24 protein-coding genes are annotated in these 20,731 nt (G+C 43.1%); 23 read left to right on the top strand and 1 reads right to left on the bottom strand.

The annotated features are described in order from the left end of the window. The first annotated feature begins 4 nt into the window (after positions 1-4). The 20 genes from trpD (at position 5) to GK047_RS08505 (ending at position 17,857) form a co-directional block, all read left to right on the top strand. A complete protein-coding gene (gene trpD, locus GK047_RS08600) occupies positions 5-1,045 on the top strand; it encodes an anthranilate phosphoribosyltransferase (RefSeq protein WP_163944239.1) in 1,041 nt (346 codons plus the stop codon). Next, positions 1,035-1,823, top strand: coding sequence for an indole-3-glycerol phosphate synthase TrpC (gene trpC / locus GK047_RS08595; protein WP_163944236.1), 789 nt, complete (start codon positions 1,035-1,037; stop codon positions 1,821-1,823). Before trpD ends, trpC begins: the two co-directional genes overlap by 11 nt. 31 nt (positions 1,824-1,854) lie before the next feature. Beyond that, entirely contained in the window at positions 1,855-2,553 is a 699-nt protein-coding gene (locus GK047_RS08590) for a phosphoribosylanthranilate isomerase (RefSeq protein ID WP_163944231.1), read from the top strand. Continuing rightward, positions 2,550-3,746, top strand: coding sequence for a tryptophan synthase subunit beta (gene trpB, locus GK047_RS08585; protein ID WP_163944229.1), 1,197 nt, complete (start codon positions 2,550-2,552; stop codon positions 3,744-3,746). Before GK047_RS08590 ends, trpB begins: the two co-directional genes overlap by 4 nt. Before the next feature lie 3 nt (positions 3,747-3,749). Further along, positions 3,750-4,556, top strand: a complete 807-nt coding sequence (gene trpA, locus GK047_RS08580) for a tryptophan synthase subunit alpha (protein ID WP_163944226.1) — start codon at positions 3,750-3,752, stop codon at positions 4,554-4,556. A 275-nt stretch (positions 4,557-4,831) separates the two neighbouring features. After that, entirely contained in the window at positions 4,832-5,932 is a 1,101-nt protein-coding gene (gene hisC / locus GK047_RS08575) for a histidinol-phosphate transaminase (protein ID WP_163944223.1), read from the top strand. Between the two features lie 29 nt (positions 5,933-5,961). Further along, a complete protein-coding gene (locus GK047_RS08570; RefSeq protein WP_163944220.1) occupies positions 5,962-7,050 on the top strand; it encodes a prephenate dehydrogenase in 1,089 nt (362 codons plus the stop codon). A 168-nt stretch (positions 7,051-7,218) separates the two neighbouring features. Then, complete coding sequence (locus GK047_RS08565; protein ID WP_240343860.1) at positions 7,219-8,085, top strand: polysaccharide deacetylase family protein; 867 nt, start codon at positions 7,219-7,221, stop codon at positions 8,083-8,085. A 468-nt stretch (positions 8,086-8,553) separates the two neighbouring features. Continuing rightward, positions 8,554-9,135: an RNA polymerase sigma factor gene (locus GK047_RS08560; RefSeq protein ID WP_163944217.1), complete on the top strand. Its 582-nt coding sequence runs from the start codon at positions 8,554-8,556 to the stop codon at positions 9,133-9,135. Between the two features lie 7 nt (positions 9,136-9,142). Beyond that, positions 9,143-9,772 carry an anti-sigma factor family protein gene (locus GK047_RS08555; protein ID WP_163944213.1) on the top strand — a complete coding sequence of 210 codons (630 nt, stop codon included), beginning with the start codon at positions 9,143-9,145 and terminating at the stop codon, positions 9,770-9,772. Between the two features lie 50 nt (positions 9,773-9,822). Further along, a complete protein-coding gene (locus GK047_RS08550) occupies positions 9,823-10,404 on the top strand; it encodes a histidine phosphatase family protein (RefSeq protein ID WP_163944210.1) in 582 nt (193 codons plus the stop codon). 141 nt (positions 10,405-10,545) lie between these two features. Further along, positions 10,546-11,691 carry a hypothetical protein gene (locus GK047_RS08545; RefSeq protein ID WP_163945255.1) on the top strand — a complete coding sequence of 382 codons (1,146 nt, stop codon included), beginning with the start codon at positions 10,546-10,548 and terminating at the stop codon, positions 11,689-11,691. Positions 11,692-11,883: 192 nt separating this feature from the next. Continuing rightward, positions 11,884-12,072 (top strand): IDEAL domain-containing protein, encoded by a 189-nt coding sequence (locus tag GK047_RS08540; RefSeq protein WP_163944207.1) that lies wholly within the window; start codon positions 11,884-11,886, stop codon positions 12,070-12,072. A 168-nt stretch (positions 12,073-12,240) separates the two neighbouring features. After that, entirely contained in the window at positions 12,241-13,257 is a 1,017-nt protein-coding gene (locus GK047_RS08535; protein ID WP_163944204.1) for an LCP family protein, read from the top strand. A gap of 70 nt (positions 13,258-13,327) precedes the next feature. After that, complete coding sequence (locus GK047_RS08530; RefSeq protein ID WP_163944201.1) at positions 13,328-13,759, top strand: DUF2487 family protein; 432 nt, start codon at positions 13,328-13,330, stop codon at positions 13,757-13,759. Between the two features lie 283 nt (positions 13,760-14,042). Further along, positions 14,043-14,588, top strand: a complete 546-nt coding sequence (locus GK047_RS08525; RefSeq protein WP_163944198.1) for a QcrA and Rieske domain-containing protein — start codon at positions 14,043-14,045, stop codon at positions 14,586-14,588. A gap of 17 nt (positions 14,589-14,605) precedes the next feature. After that, positions 14,606-15,277 (top strand): menaquinol-cytochrome c reductase cytochrome b subunit, encoded by a 672-nt coding sequence (gene qcrB, locus GK047_RS08520; RefSeq protein WP_163944195.1) that lies wholly within the window; start codon positions 14,606-14,608, stop codon positions 15,275-15,277. A 19-nt stretch (positions 15,278-15,296) separates the two neighbouring features. Further along, positions 15,297-16,184 carry a c-type cytochrome gene (locus GK047_RS08515; protein WP_163944192.1) on the top strand — a complete coding sequence of 296 codons (888 nt, stop codon included), beginning with the start codon at positions 15,297-15,299 and terminating at the stop codon, positions 16,182-16,184. A gap of 70 nt (positions 16,185-16,254) precedes the next feature. Further along, a complete protein-coding gene (locus GK047_RS08510) occupies positions 16,255-16,923 on the top strand; it encodes a DUF1405 domain-containing protein (protein ID WP_346010306.1) in 669 nt (222 codons plus the stop codon). A gap of 55 nt (positions 16,924-16,978) precedes the next feature. Further along, positions 16,979-17,857 (top strand): sporulation protein YpjB, encoded by an 879-nt coding sequence (locus tag GK047_RS08505; protein ID WP_163944189.1) that lies wholly within the window; start codon positions 16,979-16,981, stop codon positions 17,855-17,857. A gap of 55 nt (positions 17,858-17,912) precedes the next feature. Here GK047_RS08505 and GK047_RS08500 read toward each other — a convergent pair whose 3' ends face one another. Next, a complete protein-coding gene (locus GK047_RS08500; protein WP_163944186.1) occupies positions 17,913-18,785 on the bottom strand; it encodes a YitT family protein in 873 nt (290 codons plus the stop codon). Between the two features lie 133 nt (positions 18,786-18,918). Here GK047_RS08500 and GK047_RS08495 point away from each other — a divergent pair, with 133 nt between their 5' ends. The 3 genes from GK047_RS08495 to dapB all read left to right on the top strand — a co-directional run bounded on the left by GK047_RS08495 (position 18,919) and on the right by dapB (position 20,697). Then, a complete protein-coding gene (locus tag GK047_RS08495) occupies positions 18,919-19,257 on the top strand; it encodes a nucleotide pyrophosphohydrolase (RefSeq protein WP_163945249.1) in 339 nt (112 codons plus the stop codon). A gap of 101 nt (positions 19,258-19,358) precedes the next feature. Then, on the top strand, positions 19,359-19,859 hold the full coding sequence (locus GK047_RS08490; protein WP_163944184.1) for a tetratricopeptide repeat protein: 501 nt from the start codon (positions 19,359-19,361) through the stop codon (positions 19,857-19,859). A gap of 34 nt (positions 19,860-19,893) precedes the next feature. Then, positions 19,894-20,697: a 4-hydroxy-tetrahydrodipicolinate reductase gene (gene dapB, locus GK047_RS08485; RefSeq protein ID WP_163944181.1), complete on the top strand. Its 804-nt coding sequence runs from the start codon at positions 19,894-19,896 to the stop codon at positions 20,695-20,697. The last annotated feature ends 34 nt before the right edge of the window (positions 20,698-20,731 follow it).

Raw genomic sequence — 20,731 nt, 5'->3', positions numbered from 1 at the left:
AGCAATGAGTCAACAAATGTCAGTCCAACAAGCAATCGGCAAAATCGTCAACGGCGGCCATTTGAGCCGAGAGGAAGCACGAGGCATCATGTCGGCTATTATGGAAGGCGCCGCGACTCCAGCTCAGATCGGCAGTCTATTAACGGCACTGCGAATTAAGGGTGAGACGCTGGAGGAAATTACGGGCTTCGCGGAGACGATGCGCAATAAGGCCGTTCAAGTGCACGTTCAGCAGGCGAACCTGCTGGATACCTGCGGTACAGGCGGCGATGGCGCCGAAACGTTTAATATCTCGACAACAGCGGCGATCGTGGCAGCAGCAGGGGGGATTCGTGTTGCCAAGCACGGGAATCGCGCGATGTCCAGTAAGAGCGGCAGCGCAGATGTACTTGAAGCGCTTGGCGTGAATATTACGCTAAATGGCGAGCAAGCGGCACAATGTTTAGACAAAGTAGGTATTTGTTTCATGTTTGCTCAGGCCTACCATCAATCCATGAAACATGTGGCGGCTCCCCGTCGTGAGTTGGGGATTCGAACGGTCTTCAACTTACTTGGGCCGCTAACGAATCCAGCTGGAGCAGACCGCCAGGTGCTAGGTGTCTTTGATAGTTCTAAGACAGAACTGATTGCACAAGCACTCCAAGCATTGGGATTGAAACGAGCTTTGGTTGTAGCTAGCGAGGATGGACTGGACGAATTTAGTATTTCAGCGCCTACTAAGGTTACGGAGTTGAAAGTAGATAAGATTAGCACTTATATGGTTACGCCAGATGATCTCGGCTTACGCGCGCATAGCATTAAGGATGTTGCCGGTGGGGATGCAAGCTTTAATGCGGAGTTGATCCGCCATATATTTGCAGGTGATAAAGGACCTTACAGAGATATTGTACTGGCTAATGCGGCTGCTTGTTTCTATGTGACGGGAGAAGTAGGATCCTTACAGCAGGGCATTAAGCTTGCCGCAGACGTCATTGATTCTGGGCGTGCAGAGCAAAAATTGAACGATCTAATCCAATTTACGGGAGAATTAAGCCATGTTTCTTGATAAAATCGTAGCAACGAAGCTAGCGGAAGTGGAAGCCATGAGTGGATTTTCAATAAAAGATGTGGAGAAACGGATTGCTGAGCTCCCTCCATGCTTAGGTTTTCAGCAAGCGTTGACCGCTCGGAAAAACCGTACGATGGGTCTCATTGCAGAGGTGAAGAAAGCTTCTCCTTCCAAAGGGTTGATTCGTGCAGATTTTGATCCTGTGCAATTGGCGAAGTCGTATGAGCGAGCTGGAGCTGACTGTATCTCTGTATTGACAGATGTGCAATATTTCCAAGGGAGTAACGATTACTTAAGCGCCGTACGAAAAGCGGTTCATGTTCCACTCTTACGTAAAGACTTTACGATTGATGTAAAGCAAATCTATGAAGCGCGTTTGATTGGCGCTGATGCCATTTTGCTAATCGCTGCGATTTTGACTACGCCTCAGATGAAGCAATTCCTTGCTTTGGCAAATGATCTGGGTCTTGATGCGTTAGTTGAAGTGCATGATCGCGAAGAGCTAGAACGATCGTTGGAACTGGATACGCAGTTGATCGGGATTAATAATCGAAATTTAAAAACGTTTGTTACGGATTTGCATACGACAGAAGAACTCATCCAATACATGCCTACTGGGAAAACAGTAGTCAGCGAGAGTGGAATTTCATCCGTACAAGATATGGGTTATTTACAACAAATCGGTTCTCAAGCTGTGCTGATTGGCGAACACTTTATGCGTCAGCCTGTCGTTGAAGAAGCTGTGTATGACTTAATGGGTGCTCGAAATGAATAACAACCTAGCTTTTAGGAGAGAGGCGACTCACATGGGTGTGCAAACCGTTCCGACGGTAAAAATTTGTGGACTACAATCTGTTGAAGTGTTAAGATCGATCCTACATTTACCGATAGCTCATATCGGTTTCGTTTTTGCGCCTAGCAAGCGTCAGCTCACGCCGGAAAAAGCAGGAGAATTGATTGCTTATTTGAATAATGAAGCTAAGCAAGGTGTTTCTGTCCCACTGACTGTTGGGGTGTTCGTCAATCCGAGCGAGGAGCAATTGGAAGACATTCTTGCGGTAGCTCCGCTTGATGTCGTTCAATTACATAGTAAGGAAACGCCGGCTTTCTGTCAGTGGGTTCGCGAGCATTTTAAAGTCAAGGTATTCAAATCCGTATCTATTTCCAAATCGTCAGACACGATTCCAACGGCGCAATCTGTTGCTGCCCAGTTAGATCCTTACCTGGGAACGGTAGATGCTATTCTTCTTGATACATTTGATCCGGTATATGGGGGCGGCTCTGGGAAAACATTTGCCTGGGACTGCATCCCTGTCTATCAGGAATGGGCTCGTGCAGCGGGGATTCAGTTACTTGTAGCAGGCGGCCTTCAGCCTGAAAATGTGCATCAGTTAGTGGATGTTTATGGGCCAGATGGCGTAGATGTTTCGAGTGGAGTAGAAACCGATGGCGTGAAGGATATAGCGAAAATTATCTCATTTGTTGAAAGGGTGACCCGGAAATGACGCAAGTACCAGACCAACACGGCAGATTTGGCAAATTCGGCGGCCGTTATGTACCAGAAACGCTAATGAACGCACTTATCGAGCTTGAAGAAGCCTATGCAAAATATAAAGATGATCCAGACTTCATTGCAGAAGTTCGGTATTTGCAAAAACAATACTCAGGGCGACCTACCCCGCTTTATTATGCCGAGCGTTTGACGGAGAAGCTTGGTGGCGCCAAAATCTATCTAAAACGTGAAGACTTAAATCATACAGGTGCACACAAAATTAATAACACCATCGGACAAGCAGTTCTTGCAAAACGCATGGGTAAGAAGAAAGTGATTGCCGAGACGGGAGCAGGACAGCATGGCGTCGCCTCAGCTACGGTTGCTGCGTTACTAGGCTTCGAATGCAAAGTGTTTATGGGAGAGGAAGATACGAAGCGTCAAGCGCTTAACGTATTTCGAATGAAGCTCCTAGGTTCAGAGGTTATCCCTGTTACTTCAGGCACTCGTACTTTGAAGGATGCGTGTAACGAGACGCTTCGTTATTGGGTTAGCAATGTTGAGGATACTTATTATATCCTTGGCTCGGTTACAGGGCCACATCCTTACCCGATGATGGTAAGAGACTTCCAACGTGTGATTGGTGATGAATCAAGGGAACAAATATTGGAATCAGAGGGCAGATTGCCAGATGTCGTTATTGCATGCGTTGGCGGAGGCAGTAACGCAATAGGAATTTTCTACCCGTTCGTTGACGATACGAGTGTGAAATTGATTGGCGTTGAAGCTGCAGGCAAAGGTGTTGAAACAGAGGAGCATGCTGCTACGATGACGAAGGGAACGCCAGGTGTGTTTCAGGGCTCAATGAGCTATTTGTTGCAGGATGAATACGGTCAAGTGCAGCCGGCACATTCGATTTCTGCTGGACTAGACTATCCGGGAATTGGACCTGAGCATGCCTATTTGAAAGATATTGAACGTGCCAAATACGTTCCGATTACAGATCAGGAAGCGTTGGATGCGCTTCAGCTTCTGAGTCGAACTGAAGGCATTATTCCAGCATTGGAAAGCGCGCATGCGATTGCAGAGACAGTGAAAATTGCTCCTACAATGTCCAAAGATCAAATTATTATTGTTAACTTGTCTGGACGTGGAGATAAAGACGTGGACGCTATTATTGACTATCTCGGCATAGGGAGGGATTAGACAATGAACCGTATCGATCAACGATTTGCAGAATTGAAAGAGCGTGGGGAAACTGCTTTAATTCCCTTTTTGACAATTGGTGATCCATCCGTAGAAGCATCGATTGAGCTCATTTTAGAAATGGAGCGTGCGGGTGCAGACCTTATTGAACTAGGTGTTCCGTACTCGGATCCGCTTGCGGATGGTCCTGTGATTCAACGATCCTCCGAGCGTGCTTTGCAGCGCAATATTTCGATTTTTGATGTAATTGAAGTTGCTAGTAAAGCGCGTCTAAGAGGCTCTGAGCTGCCATTTATTTTGTTTACTTATTATAATCCGGTTCTTCAACTTGGTCTTGAACGAATGTTTAAGCTCATGCAGGATAAGGAGATTAGCGGGATTATTATTCCAGATCTGCCTCTTGAAGAAGATAGCGAGACCAAAGCCATGGCAGAAAGGTTTGGCATTCACCTCATCCCGCTTGTTGCACCTACATCCAATGAGCGTGTCAAAAGGATTGCAGCGGGCGCTAAGGGCTTCGTATATTGCGTTTCGTCGCTTGGTGTAACGGGTGTTCGCTCGGAGTTCTTTGGCGGCATCGATGAGTTCTTGGCTACAGTAAGAGAAGCGGCAAGCGTTCCTATTGTCGTAGGCTTCGGTATCTCTAGTCGCGAGCAGGTACAAAGATTCGAGAATCAATGCGACGGTGTCGTTGTAGGCAGCGCTATTGTTCGTAAGATCGAGGATGTTCTTCATCATCTGCAAGCAGATAGCAAGCATCCAGAAGGACTTCTGGAAGTTTATAATTTTGTTTCTCAATTAAAACGTTAAATGGAACGACAAAACGCCCTCCTGAAATCAGCATCGGATAACCATTTGGTTGTTCCTATGAATGATAGGAGGGCTTTTTTTTTACGATATCAGTTTTAATCATTGGGACATTATTCGCATTTACTATTTACTGTTAAGCTTTAAAGCGTTACACTATGAACTAGAAGGAATTGATAAGTTGGAAACTACTTTGTGATAAGGTAGAATAAATTTTATGTCATAAATCCTTTTCTTTCATGTTGAAGAGTTCGAATATTTTTGATGAGGTGACCAGTATGCAACCGAAACAAACCATTGTACATTTGCCGGTTTATCAACCGGGTAAGCCTATTGAAGAAGTAAAACGAGAACTGGGATTAACAGAAGTAATCAAGCTTGCTTCCAACGAGAATCCATTTGGCAGCTCGCCAAAAGCGAGAGAGGCCATTGAAGCCGAGCTATCTAACATCAGCTTGTACCCAGACGGAGGCGCAGTACAGTTAACCGAAGCTGTAGCGGAGTATCTAGGTGTGGAAACGAACCAAATCATTTTTGGCGCGGGATCAGACGAAGTTATTCTTATGCTTGCTAGAGCATTTCTAGTACAAGGTGACGAGACTGTCATGGCAACCCATACTTTTCCACAATATAAGCACAATTGTCAGATCGAAGGTGCTGTATCCATTGAGGTTCCACTGAAAGATGGAACGCATGATTTGGAAGGGATGCTTGCTGCCATTACCGATCGCACCAAAATCGTCTGGATTTGCAATCCGAACAATCCGACAGGTACGATGAATACAGATGCCGAGATCAAAGCATTTCTAGCTCAGGTTCCGCCACATGTGCTTGTCGTCCTGGATGAAGCTTATTGTGAATACAACACAACGGATGAATTTCCAGATAGTATCGAGCTGATTGGGCAATATCAGAATGTGATTGCGCTTCGTACATTCTCCAAGATTTATGGCTTAGCTTCGCTTCGAATTGGATACGGTGTTGGGCATCCAGATGTGATTCGCTCAATTAACCAGGTGAGAGAGCCTTTTAATACGACCCGGTTTGCGCAAGCAGCGGCCTTGGCGGCCATTAAAGATCAAGATTTTATTAAGAGCTGCAGGGAAGCTAATACCGCGGGCTTGCTTTACTTGACAAAGCAGTTTGAGTTACTGGATCTTCAAGCATTTCCGGCTCATGGAAACTTCATTATGGTGGATGTTGGCCGTCCAGCTGGCGCTGTATTTGATGGATTGCTTCGCAACGGCATTATTGTCCGTGGTGGTCACTTGCTTGATTTCCCGACGTCTATCCGTGTTACAATCGGCAGCCAAGAACAAAATGAAAAGTTCATTACAGCCCTGACGAAAGTGCTTGCTGACGTTCCTGTTCAGGTGTAGCCTAATTTAAAGGATAAAAGGTTGATTTCATGATGAAAATAGCGATATTTGGCGTAGGGCTGATCGGTGGATCACTTGCTCTATGCTATAAAGGTAAACCAGAATATACAGTTGTCGGCCATTCACCTAATCCTAAGTCTGTAGAAAAGCTGCTTAAGCGCAATGTCGTAGATGTGGCTACGACGTCTATGAGAGAAGCGGTAGAGGGAGCAGATTATATTTTCCTCTGTGTACCCGTAGGCATGCTTGATGCTTATCTGAGGCAGCTAGCAGAGCTTCCTTTGAAGCAAGGCTGCATCATTACAGATGTGGGGAGCACCAAGGGATCTATTACCGAGAGCGCAGCTTCTATAAATATTGAGGGAGTTCATTTCATTGGCGGCCATCCGATGGCTGGTTCAGAGAGACATGGGGTGGAGGCCGCATCATCTCATTTGTTCGAGAATGCTTTTTACGTTCTCACACCCGCAAGTGGAACTCCGCAAGTGGAAGTAGACCGATTAGCTTCTTTGCTCAAGTCTACGAAGGCTCAAATTGTACAAGTAGGAGCTCGCGAGCACGATGATATCGTAGGCGCTATCAGTCATTTACCACATATTATAGCCGTAGCGTTGGTTAATCAGGTAAGGGGCTATAATGCTACAAACCCGCTTTATCAGAATTTGGCCGCGGGCGGTTTCAGAGACATTACGAGAATTGCTTCCAGTGAGCCGATGATTTGGCGAGATATTCTTGTGAATAATCGTGAAGTATTGCTTCGATTGATCAAGGATTGGAATCTGGAGATTTCACGCTTTATTGAATTGCTGGAAAGCGGTGACGGCGAAGGAATAGCGGAGCAATTCCGAATCGCAGGTGAATTCCGTAGTCAACTTCCAGAGCGTAGAAAAGGCATGATTACTTCTCTATATGATATTTATGTCGATATTCCCGATCATCCTGGGATTATCGGTCAAATTACAACTTTACTTGGTAATGGAAAAATTAATTTGAGTAATATTCAGATCATTGAGAGCCGCGAGGATGTTCCAGGTGTGTTACGGCTTTCTTTCCGGAATCAGGAAGATGCAGATCGTGCCTCTGAGCTGCTTAAACAAGAGTATGCCATTCATGTATAGAATGAAAAGATTGACTAAAAGAGCTGGTCGCTTCCTTTTTTTCTTTAAAAAAGAAGAAGCGGTCAGCTCTTTTTATTGTTAAGTGATTGTGATTCTCAAAAAAAAAATCTTATGCTATAATGACATCTGCTGTTATATACATATTACTATTATGGTGGGGCGAACTTGATGATGCGAGCAATATGGAAACCTGCTTTACTTATTTTAATTATTTTTGTCAACTTTTTTCCCTTTTCTATTCGTGAGAATGAAGTGTTTTATTCCAAAGAAGTGTCAGTGCTTGTCTACCACCACATCGATGATCACCAGCAAGGCGGAGTGACGATTACAACCAAGGTTTTCGAAGATCAATTAGCGGCTTTGGATCGAAGAGGCTATAATTTTATTACTCTAGATCAATTTAGACAATTCTTATTGAATAAAAGGGATGTGCCTGACAATGCGGTCTTAATTACTTTCGATGATGGATATAGAAGCTTCTATACGAATGCTTATCCAATCTTAAAGAAGATGGAAGTGCCTGCAGTGAATTTTGTCATTACCAAAGATTTAGAGGACCCATTGCGCAGCCTGCTTCTTCCTTCTTTATCCAGGGAAGAAATTGTAAAGATGAGAACTGAAGATCCGAACATTGAGTTTCAAAGCCACTCGGACTCGCTGCATGCCATGCAGGATGGGAAGCCGATGCTTACAAATAAATTAGTGAAAGATAAGCTTGTAGAGACGGAGGAGCAGTTTAAACAAAGGATTGTAACTGACACAAGAACTTGCATCCGAAAGCTTAAAGAATTAAATGCTTCTGAAGCAGTTGACGCATATGCGTATCCGTTTGGTAGCTTTGATAGTCAAACGATTGAATTACTGAAACAAAATGGCGTGCAACTTGGCTTTACAACCAAAACAGGTCTGACAACGAGTCATACAGATCCCATGCAAGTTCCGCGTATCAATACGGGGGTTCCTTATGTGCAAGGGAATACAGTTCATTCTCTTATTAAACAATCTTTACGCCATCAATTACAGCCCATTTCATAATGGGCTTTTTTTATGTTGGTAAACGTTTTCAAAAAATTGTTGACAAAATGAAACCGTATACATATAATAAAAGTACAGTATGGTTTCTCTCCACTCCTATCCGATAATGGCACCATAAGTGCAACCGCCGATTTGGCGGTTTTTTTTTGTCCAAAGCACCATATTTTCCTGAATTTATTATATAATGGAAAAGACGCGTTGTTGTTTGTAACTGACAGTGGAGTATTTTCGGCGGAAAATCTGAGTTATTTCTCCTTCAAATGGCAATTCAAAAGGTGGATTTAACAAATATTTGTCGAATTGAGCAGGAATTCTGTGATGAATCAAGAAAGTTTATAGACTAACTTCTTTTACATAGAAAGTTACTAATTCGTTTACATACAAAACGCAACTTTTCACTCTAGCTGCAGTACAACATGTATGAGCAGTCGGAGTGGTACCCGGAATCGCGAGGAGGGTCGCCACGTAATGACCGATTCCCAATTGATCAGAGAAATCAAGGATGGAAATGTTCAGCTTTATAACGAGCTTATGCGTCGTTACGAGCGTAAAATCCTTGCATTTATTTTCCATATGCTGAAGAGTACGCAGATGGAAGTGATGGCTGAAGATCTCTGTAATGAAACATTTTATAAAGCTTATCGCAGTCTGCACTCATTTCGAGAAATCGAGGCTTCCTTCTCAACGTGGTTGTACACGATCGCTCGCAATACGGTTTTGAGTGAGCTGCGAAAAAATAAAAGTGTTCAAGTTTCCTTGGAACAAAGCGGACTAACACCGCATGCTTCCTACGATGCGATGCCTGAACAAGCTATGCTGCGGAACGAGAAAGTATCTATGGTTCGTAATGCGATTAATAGCTTACCAGAAAAGCAAAGATCAGCGTTGATTTTGCGCGAATATGACCAAATGGATTATCAAGAAATCGCCAATATTTTGGGGCAAACGGTTAGTTCGGTGAAGTCATTATTATTTAGAGCCAGAGCATCAGTTAAGTTGCAATTAGACCCTTATTTCAATGAGTCGATATTCGAAGAGTCGAAGGGATGAAAGAGCGATGAAGTGTAGTGACATTCAGGAATTATTTGGGGTTTATTGGGATTTGCCGAATGATGACCTGAGGCGTCTCGCGGTGGATAAGCATATTGCATCTTGTCCGAAATGCGCTGAGGAGTTTCAAATATGGGAGGAAAGTATGCTCTTGATTCGTTCTGTAGACTTATCCAGAGATCTCCCTGATTATGAGCCTATGGTTTCAGATAAAGTAATGAATCGGATTTACGAAAATGAATCGTGGCGTATTCCCATACCTGAACGTATGTATGCAATCTCCTATAAATTCCGGAGAAATTTGACGGCAGTCATTGCTTTTTGTTTAGCTTTATTTATGTTTAGCTTTTTATTTGCCATCGTCTATGAGGGTTCTCCCCAGTCCTCAATTGCATCAGCAGACAATACGCTATTTGATCTGGAAGCTCCGCAAGTATTAAAATCAAGCGGAGTAGAGTCCATGAACGGTCACAAAATGGTGGATGCAGTAGCGAGCTTGAATCCAAGCTTCATGGAGCCGTTGCGTTTTCATGTAGGACCGATCAACTCGTATCCACATTATTTGCTAGTCATCTCAATTCTAGGCTTAGTTAGTACGATGTTAATTATGAATTGGTTATCTAGAACTAAAGTATGATGCTCCGAAAGGAGCATTTTTCTTTTACTATAGACACATGGAGGGTAGTCATGACTACGATTGGATTTATTCGACATGGAAGTACAGAGTGGAATCGATTGGGGAAGCTGCAAGGGCAGCTGGATACAGAATTAACGCAAGAGGGGCGAGAGCAGGCCAAACAGCTAGGACTCCGATTAGCCAATGAACAGTGGACTGGGATTATCACAAGTGATTTGAGAAGGGCAGAGGAGACTGGTCAAATTGTCTCTAAATTGTCCGGTATTCCATTTCTTGGAACGGACGCTAGGTTGCGTGAACGTAAATATGGGCAAGTTGAAGGAACCACGGTAGCGGAGCGGGAAGAGCGCTGGGGCGCTGATTGGAAGCTGCAAAATCTGGGGCAAGAAACAGATGCCGAGCTGTTTGCACGCTGGTCACAATTGGAAGGCGAGCTAGTTCTTCAATATCCGATTGAGAGACTGCTATTAATCTCCCATGGCGGATTCATTGTACAAGTGCTTAGAGGACTACAAATGGAGCATGTCGAATTCTTGCAAAATACTTCATTGACGATTCTGCTGCGTAAAAATAATTCATGGGAATTAGAAAGATATAATTGTTTGAAGCATTTAAATATTGAATTGTCATGAATCTATAGAAAAAAGCACTGTTCGCTTTGTGAACAGTGCTTTTTTTTATGTATCTTGGAATATTTTCGGTAAATAATCCCATAATGGTTACTAGAAACTATGGAGCTGTAAGCTTCGCAACTGGGGGGCTTTGAGATGGAAATGAACCTAGCGGATATGCTCAGCTATGCCGATATCCATGAATTGAGTAGAATTGCCCAAACCTATGAATGCGAATGTAACGGTCATTCCAAGAATGATTTGATTCAGTCTATTTTAAGCACAGCGCTCCGTAGAGAGATTTTTGAGAAGCATGTTCACAGCTTGAATCTGGAAGACATTCGGTTTCTTAATTCTTTGCTCTTTGATCAGCGAAATGCCTTTAGTTTGGAAGAGCTAGTCGCTAGAGTTCAACAGTCGAGATTCTATAAATCCGAGAAGGGAGAGTGGAATCCGCGCGAGATGATTAGCAAATTTAAGAGTCTAGGTTGGTTATTTAATGGGTACTCTCAGCAAACAAAGTATTTGTACCATGTTCCAAAAGACTTAAAAAAAAGATTTAACGATGTTCTAACAAGCCAATTTAGAGTGACGTTGCACCTCGCCAGAGAACCTAGCGTTTATTGTGATGAACAATTGCTAATCGTTGATGACATTTACCAATTCTTGACTTATGTCGCTGCGCAGCGGGAAGTTCCGTTGACTAGCGAAGGAACCATGTATAAGCGACAACTCCAACAAATCCTTGAAAGAATGTCTGTTCAAGAAGAGATGGTGCTTAAAGGAGCTTGGCGGTTTGGATATGGTCGCTTGTTTAAGGAATACCCCAATCGATTCTCACTCATCTATGACTACTGCTATTACCACCAGCTTATTACTGAACAAGCACAAGAACTCCAGTTGACCCATTTAGGGAAAGTGAGATTGCAGGATGGGCAAAAAGAAAATTTTGCTGAGGTTTATCGATTTTGGCTACGACTCTATAAGAATGCGATTCCTAATGTACAAGCTCTCTCGCATTGGATAGACCGTTTAGGAAGTCAATGGGTAACAACAGCATCGCTCGGTGAAGTGCTCTGCAAGCTCATTAAGCCGTTTTATTACGATACTTCGGAGTCCATATTCGAACAACGCCTTTTGCAGATGATGATGCATTTGGGCTTAATTCGAATTGGTGAAGATGAGGAACATGGCAAAGTCGTACAAGTCAGCAAGCTTGGAAGCAGCGTCATTCAAGGAACCTATGTGACTGAGGATGACAAAATCGTATATATGCTAGATCAACGAGGCACGATAAAAGGTTTTTGAAACGCGGAGAACTAGGTAAAGACACATTCCTTCCGAAGAGGGCGATTGCAGGAAACGGTAGGGGATCATGTGAATATGCTTTAGTAGGAGCATACATGCATATCGCACATACTTGATGAGTTGCTAAATGAATATTTACGACGAAAATAGAAGCTCCTTACAAACCGCGGACAACATTTGGAGGTAGGTCCTATGGGAAAAATGAATGTATCTAATGATGCGCTGTTGGCACTTCTCGCGGAGATCGTATGGGACGATGCTATTCGCAAATATAAAGAGGAAAATCTCTATAAAGAGATTGACTGTGCTTTAGCAATGGGGGATCAAGAAACGTTTCTAGCCCTTACATCAGAGCTGAAAATCTTGCAATCTTTGGGTTAGTGCATAATAACTGGCACCTTCCATTTGTTCGTCTGAAAAGGCATGTGAAGCTAATTCACGTGCCTTTTTTATGCCGAGTAACTGATTGTACTTCCAAAAAGAGAACTAATTCGTATTATCCTTCGTCAATTAGATGTACGATGATAATAGAACACGAGGAGAACGAATATGAAAATGAAATTTTGGAAGCCTCAATGGCGCCGCGCATTCATCGCATTTTTAGTGCTTACAGGGTTACTGATTGGCTCTGGGTCGGTTTATGCGCTCTATTTATACAATAAATTGAATCAAACGATAGACCAGATAGCTGCGCCTAAGACATTGCAAAAAACCAAAAACATGGTTTCACTTCAACAAACAACAAATCTGATCGATGAGCCACTTACGTTCTTGTTAACCGCGATTGATGAGCGTGAAGGGAGCGAAGGGTCACTGAATACGGATGTGATGATGTTATTCAGTGTCAACCCCATTTCGCACCAAGCAACGGTTGTTTCAATTCCCAGGGATTTAGAAGTAAAAGCAGAGGAGTCTGGATTAGAGAATTCGCATAAAGCTAATTATTTCTACGCGTATTACTCGAATAAAAATAAAGCAACAGCGATTTATGAGACGAAGAAGTTATTCAGCCATCTATATAAAGTGCCTATTGATTATATGGCGGTTATTAATTTTGATGGATTTCGAAAAATGATCGATCAGCTGGGTGGAATGACAGTTCAAGTCGATATGAATATGAGATATGAAGATGTTAGCGATGGTACGAATATTCATTTGGACAAAGGGATTCAACATCTGGACGGTAAGCAAGTCTTGGACTTCATTAGATATCGTAAATCGAATTTAGGGACTGCGGAGTCATCAGATTTGGAACGAAATCAAAGAGAACAACTCGTCCTCAATCAATTGCTCGAACAGCTTACTTCATTAAATGGGCTTACGGCATGGGGAAAAATGTTTGACATTATCGGAAATTCCGTGAAAACGGATATTCCAGCAGATGAACTTCGCAATTTCACAAGCTCATATAGAGCGATTAAGCCAGCCAATGTAAATTACATTCATTTGAAAGGTGAGTGGGAAAGTCCATATGTCGTTATTAAACAGCAGGATTTGGAGCAAGCGCTACGTGCTCTTCGTAAACAATCGGCTATTTCAATTGACAGTGAGGGAATGACGAATTAAAGTATCACTTAGAGCTTGCTAACTTACATAGCAAGCTCTTCTTTTGTAAAAGATAGGGGAGGGCCGCTGCATGAAATTTAGTGAAATTGAGAAAGAACAATGGTCGGATCTTAAGCCGTATTTGGACACATGTTTACTGCCGCTAACTGGACTGAAAGGTTTCGAGGATCCCATACAGACAACAACTGCATTAGAAGATCTTCGAGACGCCTTGGAAACCATCGAGATCCCTTTTAAGGGAAGGGTAGTGACTTACCCAGCACTTCATTATGTGACAGGCCTTCATATGAAGGAACAATTGGAAGCCATAAGTCGTCAATTGAAACATGCTGGATTTCGATATGTAATCGTGCTCTCTATACATAAAGAAGCTGTTGAGTGGAAGACAGAGCAGACCGACCTGATAATCGTCGTTGATAAGCAAGAGTGGACGAGCAATGCTAAGGAATTAAAAATGCGTATTTCTAGTCAAGTCCAGCAGTTATGGCAACAAGGGGATTAACTTTCACTTCAGAGCGTATTATTGGAAAAAAAATTGCGCAGGCTAAGGGGAGTAATCGTTTTCTTTGGCTTTCACAAAGTTGTGACAATTTCGTTAAAATTTGTCCGAAGCCCAAGATTTCAGTACTTGAAAAGGAGTTATGGATTCTTGACGCCCTAGAGGTCGTAGGCTATTATTAGTAATGTCCTAGTTATGTAGTGTAATGTCGAACGACACGTGATAGAGGTAACGGAGCGTCCGAGAGGGTTCGGACGTCGGCCAATGTAGGAGGGTAGACCTGAGAATGAGTGACCACAACAATCACAATGAAGAGCAGCATGGGAAGAAACCGGGGACAAAACGCGAAATGTCCCGTCGACAATTTCTTTCTTACACCCTTGGTGGCGCTGGGGGATTCATGGCAGCGGGTATCATCATACCGATGCTGAGGTTTGCTGTTGATCCTGTCCTTCAAAAGACGAAAGCATCGGATTGGATCAAAGTTGTCGAAGAAAGCAAAATTACAAATGTACCACAATCGTTTACGTTCCAAATCCACCAGGTAGATGGCTGGTACGAAAGTGATGCTGAACTTGTCGCTTGGATTTCCAAGGACAGCAAAGGCGAGCTTTTTGCATTAAACCCAACCTGTAAGCACCTTGGATGTACGGTCAACTGGAACGACAACCCTGCCTACAAAGATCAGTATTTTTGTCCTTGCCACGGTGCTCACTATACGCAAGACGGTAAGAACCTTGCAGTAGCGCCAAAGCCATTGGACCAATATACGACTAAAGTAGAGAATGGTTTCGTTTACGTGGGACAACTACATGCTAACACAAGAGTATAAGGAGGCGTCACGATCAGATGTTTAAAAATGTATACAACTGGATTGACGAACGTCTTGATATTACGCCAATGTGGAGGGATGTAGCAGACCACGAGGTTCCAGAGCACGTAAACCCTGCTCATCATTTTTCCGCGTTCGTATATTGCTTCGGCGGATTGACGTTTTTCATTACAGTTATTCAAATTTTGTCAGGCATGTTCTTAACTATGTACTACACGCCTGATATTATTAACGCTTATGCCAGCGTAGACTATCTGCAACATAAAGTGGCTTTCGGTGTGATCGTAAGAGGTATGCACCATTGGGGAGCCAGTCTTGTTATCGTTATGATGTTCTTACATACCCTGCGCGTGTTCTTTACTGGATCTTATAAGGCTCCACGTGAAATGAACTGGGTTGTAGGCATGCTGATTTTCTTCGTAATGCTAGGTCTTGGCTTTACAGGATACCTACTTCCATGGGATAACAAAGCTTACTTTGCTACGCAAGTTGGTATCAAAATCGCAGCGTCCGTACCGTTCGCGGGACAGTACATTCAGACGTTGCTTCAAGGTGGAGAAATCGTTGGTGCACAAACACTGACTCGCTTCTTTGCTATTCACGTGTTCTTCCTGCCTGGCGTTTTGCTCGCTTTGCTTGCCGGACACTTCTTTATGATTCGCAAACAAGGTATTTCCGGACCGCTATAATTGAAAGGAGGGTCAATGCGTGGCGCATGGTCATAAGTCTGACGAAAAAATTGTTTACGTTGGGGATTCCCGCGTAGTTAAGAAAACGCAAGAGCAAAGATTGATTCCTAGAGATTATTCAGCGTATCCGGGAAAGTCAGAAGCGTTTATACCTAACTTCCTTTTAAAAGAATGGATGGTTGGGGTTGTCGTATTAGTTGGTATGCTAGTATTGGTTATGTCTGACCCTGCTCCACTGGGTTATCCAGCAGATCCCAAAAACACGGCGTTTATTCCAATGCCGGATTGGTATTTCTTGTTTATGTATCAATTACTGAAATACCCGTATACTTCGGGTGAATACGTTGTTCTAGGGGCTGTAATTGTTCCAGGATTGTTGTTCGGTGGCTTGCTTCTTGCCCCTTTCTTGGATACAGGGAAAGAACGCCGCTTTTACAGAAGACCAATTGCTTCTTCTTTAATGATCTTGTCATTAGTTGCATGTACGTATTTAACATACACTTCATGGTCTCACTATCAAGTGGAGTTAAAAGAAAAAAATATCGTTCCTGAGCATATTAAGCGTGAGGAAGAAATGAACGCTAATAAAGGCGCTAAGAGCGGCGGCGGTGCTAAAGAAACGAAGAAAGCTGCAGCTATTGTCGCAGCAGACGACCCAGGTGCAGAAATTTACAAGAAAGCAACTTGCTTATCTTGTCATGGCGCTGGATTGAAAGGAATGCCGGCTTCAGGCGTCCCAGCTTTGTTAGGTATCGGTGATAAGCATTCCAAAGAAGAAATTATGGGAATCGTCAAGAACGGCAAAGGCAATATGGGCAAGCAGTATCAAGCTAACATTGATAAAGGCTTAACGGATGCAGATATTGACAAGCTGACTGATTGGTTATCCAAACAAAAAGTTCAGTAAAGTAACAGAACCTGGTCGCGGAAGCGATCAGGTTTTTTTAAATGCTAATTATACCTAAGGAGGAGTTTGCTTGCAGCAAGGGTTATCACTCTCTTATTTATGGAGTAAGTCTTTATTGCTAAACAAAAAAATGCTGTGGCTGCTGCTCATCTGTAATTTCTTTGGGACGGTATATGGGTATGAATGGTATTGGGGGCAAATGGTAGATACCATTGCCGAGAATCCAATCTGGTACGTTATTTTTGTGCCTGATAGCCCTACAGCAAGCTTGTTTTTTACGGGCTCAGTCGCCTATTTATTGCTGAATCCATCGTCTCATACACAACGCAGTAAGGTGTACAGAGCTTTCCGCGGCTTTGTGGAAGCGTTCGCACTCATTACTTCGTTTAAATATGGCATCTGGGCTGTCGCTATGATTTGGGCAGGTGCATGGCAAGGTGTTCCTGTCGGATGGGATGGCTGGATGCTTACGGCTTCGCATTTGGCTATGGCGGTAGAAGCGTTGCTTTTTGCCAGATGGTACACCCATAAGATGCCAGCTGTTATACTTGTAGCGATATGGACTTTTTGGAACGATTTCATGGATTACGGAAGAGGGATCTTTCCTCGTTTGGCCAGAGAGCTGTGGGATGATTTAAACGTGATTAAATGGTTTACGGTCGGTTTAAGCATTACAGGTATTGTAATCGCCATCGCTTTTAAACGGACAAGGGATGCGAACAAAAATTCAACTACATAGATGGTCTAATTTGGGACAAACCTCCATAAGATGATGGTGAAGGAGGGAATGTCCCATGTTTGTTTATTCCGGCGTGAAAGGGTTGGCAACGATGTTGCTGATTCTGATCGTAGTTAGTGTGAGCACGGCCTGCGGAGCCATCCCAAGCACCAAAGAGCAAGCCATCGTGCAAGTAGACCCTGAACAACTGCAAAAAATGGAGCTTATGAATCAAATTGCCGATGACATGTATAAAAAAACGATGGATGGCCAAGTCGCGGAAGCTCGGAGTAAATTATTGCAATTATCGGATCAAATTCCGAAAATTCGATTTGAAGGGGCGACATCGGTAGAAGGCTTGAATGCGCTAACGGAGACGATAACGCAAGCAAAGCGGGTGTTTAACAGTGTAAGCTATTCACCTGCGGAGGGTCAGCTTGCAGTTGCCAAAATTCGCTTAGCCACAGATGCGCTTACACACAAGAATCAGCCAATGTGGCTTCAATATTATAAAGTATTGCAAAATGACATCAATTTGCTTAGTAAAGCGGTTAAGTCGGATGATCAGCAAGTCGCTTTAAGTGACTTTGGTGCAATGTCGCAACATATTGGGGTTATTCATCCTTCTATACTCATAAGCCGTGAGCCCTCGGATGTGGAGAAATTGGATTCACTGTTAATTTTCTTTAATAATAACTTGAATAATAGTCCTTTGCCCACTCGGCAATTAGAGAATGGGATTGAACATCTTCAACAAGTCATCAATGAATTGTTTATGAAACATAAAGACACTCTTGCTTTGGTCTCTTTAGCGGATCCACAGCAGCCCATTATTTGGTCAATAGGTATTGGACTTATCATTATAAGTGTGCTTTCTTTTGCAGGCTGGCGCATGTACCAATCTGGAAGAAATGTTGTTCCTGTGAAACAACCAAGAGAAAGCGAACATAGGTAAATACAAAAAATCCCGTCCACTGCAGCTGCCCTGGACGGGATTTTTGTATGTATCCTCATTGCGTTTTGAAACCCTCGCCAAGTACGTCATGTACTTCGCCTATAATTATAAATGCTTGAGGATCAATGGATTTAATCAGCTCGCGCATTCTTCTCGTTTCATACCGATAGACGACACAGTAGACGACTTCCTTATTATTGCCTGAATAAGCGCCTCTAGCGGGGAATAAGGTAACTCCTCTGTCTAATTCTTTGGTAATCGATTGAGCTAGCGTATTCGCGTGGTCGCTGATAATTGTGAATGCTTTGGCCGCGTAGGCGCCTTCGGATATGTAATCGATAATTCGAGAGGTTACAAAAACAGCGACAAGAGAATAAAGAACTTTTTCTTTCGGTAAATACAGAAAAGAGGAACCGATCACGATAACGTCAATAATAAGGATGACTTGACCTACACTCCATCCTCTTTTCTTATGTCCAATTCTGGCTAGTATGTCAGAGCCGCCCGTAGTACCTCCAAATCGGAATACAAGTCCAAGCCCTGTACCTAACGTTATACCAGCATAGAGAGTGGCAAGGAAGTAATCCTGCGTTGTATGGAACGGGATAAGCCAATGATTGCGAATCAACAGTTCCATTACCCAAAGGAAGAAAGACAAGCAAACGACACCGAATATCGTATAAAGCATAGCTTCCTTCCCAAAATTTCTCCAACCAATGTAAAACAAAGGGATGTTGATGACTAAGGTTGAAATGGACGGTGGAACGTTAAGTACGTATTTCAGCAGTAAGGAAATACCTGTAACGCCTCCTTCCATCAATTCATTGGAAATGACGAAATAGTGCAGCCCAAAGGCATATATCGCAGTACCTATAAATATGGCGACTACATTGGTGAAACGATCAGCAAATCGCTCTTTGAACATCATTCATTTACCCCCATTTGATTATATAAAGATTATTATAGCTTGTTTCTGCGATGAAAAAAATTTGTCAACTTTTCTTGTTTAGTTTAACATGGAACTGATAGGTTCGGTTGTGATGAAAGAAAGAAGGGTGAGCATGTCAGAACGTACACTTAAAGAAATGCAGCAAGAAGTGGATAGCTATATATCGCAGTTTAAGGAAGGTTATTTCAGTCCATTAGCGATGCTCGCCAGAATGTCCGAGGAAGTAGGCGAATTGGCCAGAGAAGTGAATCACGCACATGGAGAGAAGCCTAAAAAAGCATCGGAGGCTGACAACTCCATCGAGCTGGAATTAGGTGATATTTTATTTATTACGATCTGCTTTGCAAACTCTCTTGGTATTGATTTGACGGAAGCTCATAATAAAGTCATGCATAAATTCAACACACGAGATGCGAACAGGTGGACCAAAATTAACACCGAAAACACATAAGCTTCATAAACTGTACCATCCCCATATGCGGGAGTCTTACAAGCTCTTGCTGTCGAAGCCAGTTTTTTTTACGGAAAGCTTTTGGAAGGGAGGATGGGCAGATGAATGGAGAAAATCAAATACAGAAAGCTTACGAGTCCATACTTGGTCATGATTTTGAAAAAGCCATTGAATGGTTTGAGAAAGCAATAGCGGCTGAGCCATACAATGCTGCCTATCATTACAAGCTATCGATTACTTATGCAAGAAGCAATAAGCTGCAAAAAGCAATTGAACACGCAATTATCGCAGTAGATTTGAAAGAGAACAACGAAGCTTATCATTATCATTTGCAAGTTCTTAGAGCAAGAGAACTTGCCGAAATGGCACAAAAGCAGCTGGAAGTGAAGTCGGAGCATGCAGAACGTGCGATTTTCTTGTTGAAGGAAGCTATTGCATTAGATCCTCTGGCTATAGAAACCTATTTGATTCTCGCTGAGGCATTTGCAAATAGACAGGATTATTCTAGGGCTTATCAAACGGTCATGGAAGCTGTCAGTTTGGAGCCTCATCATGAAATCGCGAAGCAGCAAGCTGCGCAGTACAAAATAAAAATGAAATAGTTGTTGCTTAAACATAAAAAAGGAGCTAACACAGATGGATCGTAAAATTAGAGTAGCAGTCATCGGAGCAAGCGGAAGAATGGGGCGGGAAGTTGTAAAGACAGTTTTAACAGAGCCGGACATGGAATTAGCCACTGGTGTGGACCGCTCCTCCGGCCCAATTGATTTAGGCCGAATGGTAGGTTTAGATGAGTGCGGCGTGAAGATGCAAAATGATTTGGAACTTGCTCTTGTAGAATCACGAGCAGATGTTCTCGTTGATTTCACAGGACCCCAAACCGCAGCTTCACATACGAACCTAGCTATTCGTCTAGGCATACGTCCAGTAATGGGAACGACAGGCTTCACGCCTCAAGATATTATTGATTTGGACAAGCTTTGTCATGAGAAAAGTATCGGGGGATTGATTGCTCCTAATTTCTCGATTGGAGCGATCTTGATGATGAAGTTTGCAGCACAAGCATCTAAATACTTCCCTCATTTGGAAATCATTGAGTATCATGGCGATCAGAAGCTGGACGCGCCTTCTGGCACTTCTGTCAAAACGGCAGAGCTAATCTCCGAAGTAAGAGAAGAACTGCGTCAAGGCAATCCCAAAGAAGAAGAAACGATTGAAGGCTCACGCGGCGGGTATTACAATGGATTTAGAATACATAGTGTGCGATTGCCTGGTATTTTTGCTCAACAAGAGGTTGTTATGGCTCAGCACGGACAGTCGCTGAAAATTCGACATGATTCTTATGATCGAGCTGCGTATATGCCGGGCGTAGCGATAGCCGTTCGCAAAGTAATGACGTATACAGGCATGATCTATGGATTTGAGCACTTTATTGATTAAAACAGATTTACGAACAGATGATTGATAAGGCGAA

The sequence above is a fragment of the Paenibacillus sp. SYP-B3998 genome, from assembly GCF_010820665.1.
GTDB lineage: Bacteria > Bacillota > Bacilli > Paenibacillales > NBRC-103111 > Paenibacillus_E.
Note: the sequence above shows the minus strand (reverse complement) of the source record. Positions and strands in the feature narration are given on the sequence as shown.

Bases quoted from the DNA above. Each gene is read 5' to 3' on its own strand.
- trpD (WP_163944239.1), top strand. From the start codon at position 5: ATGAGTCAACAAATGTCAGTCCAACAAGCAATCGGCAAAATCGTCAAC.
- trpC (WP_163944236.1), top strand. From the start codon at position 1,035: ATGTTTCTTGATAAAATCGTAGCAACGAAGCTAGCGGAAGTGGAAGCC.
- GK047_RS08590 (WP_163944231.1), top strand. From the start codon at position 1,855: ATGGGTGTGCAAACCGTTCCGACGGTAAAAATTTGTGGACTACAATCT.
- trpB (WP_163944229.1), top strand. From the start codon at position 2,550: ATGACGCAAGTACCAGACCAACACGGCAGATTTGGCAAATTCGGCGGC.
- trpA (WP_163944226.1), top strand. From the start codon at position 3,750: ATGAACCGTATCGATCAACGATTTGCAGAATTGAAAGAGCGTGGGGAA.
- hisC (WP_163944223.1), top strand. From the start codon at position 4,832: ATGCAACCGAAACAAACCATTGTACATTTGCCGGTTTATCAACCGGGT.
- GK047_RS08570 (WP_163944220.1), top strand. From the start codon at position 5,962: ATGATGAAAATAGCGATATTTGGCGTAGGGCTGATCGGTGGATCACTT.
- GK047_RS08565 (WP_240343860.1), top strand. From the start codon at position 7,219: ATGATGCGAGCAATATGGAAACCTGCTTTACTTATTTTAATTATTTTT.
- GK047_RS08560 (WP_163944217.1), top strand. From the start codon at position 8,554: ATGACCGATTCCCAATTGATCAGAGAAATCAAGGATGGAAATGTTCAG.
- GK047_RS08555 (WP_163944213.1), top strand. From the start codon at position 9,143: ATGAAGTGTAGTGACATTCAGGAATTATTTGGGGTTTATTGGGATTTG.
- GK047_RS08550 (WP_163944210.1), top strand. From the start codon at position 9,823: ATGACTACGATTGGATTTATTCGACATGGAAGTACAGAGTGGAATCGA.
- GK047_RS08545 (WP_163945255.1), top strand. From the start codon at position 10,546: ATGAACCTAGCGGATATGCTCAGCTATGCCGATATCCATGAATTGAGT.
- GK047_RS08540 (WP_163944207.1), top strand. From the start codon at position 11,884: ATGGGAAAAATGAATGTATCTAATGATGCGCTGTTGGCACTTCTCGCG.
- GK047_RS08535 (WP_163944204.1), top strand. From the start codon at position 12,241: ATGAAAATGAAATTTTGGAAGCCTCAATGGCGCCGCGCATTCATCGCA.
- GK047_RS08530 (WP_163944201.1), top strand. From the start codon at position 13,328: ATGAAATTTAGTGAAATTGAGAAAGAACAATGGTCGGATCTTAAGCCG.
- GK047_RS08525 (WP_163944198.1), top strand. From the start codon at position 14,043: ATGAGTGACCACAACAATCACAATGAAGAGCAGCATGGGAAGAAACCG.
- qcrB (WP_163944195.1), top strand. From the start codon at position 14,606: ATGTTTAAAAATGTATACAACTGGATTGACGAACGTCTTGATATTACG.
- GK047_RS08505 (WP_163944189.1), top strand. From the start codon at position 16,979: ATGTTTGTTTATTCCGGCGTGAAAGGGTTGGCAACGATGTTGCTGATT.
- GK047_RS08500 (WP_163944186.1), bottom strand. From the start codon at position 18,785: ATGATGTTCAAAGAGCGATTTGCTGATCGTTTCACCAATGTAGTCGCC.
- GK047_RS08495 (WP_163945249.1), top strand. From the start codon at position 18,919: ATGTCAGAACGTACACTTAAAGAAATGCAGCAAGAAGTGGATAGCTAT.
- GK047_RS08490 (WP_163944184.1), top strand. From the start codon at position 19,359: ATGAATGGAGAAAATCAAATACAGAAAGCTTACGAGTCCATACTTGGT.
- dapB (WP_163944181.1), top strand. From the start codon at position 19,894: ATGGATCGTAAAATTAGAGTAGCAGTCATCGGAGCAAGCGGAAGAATG.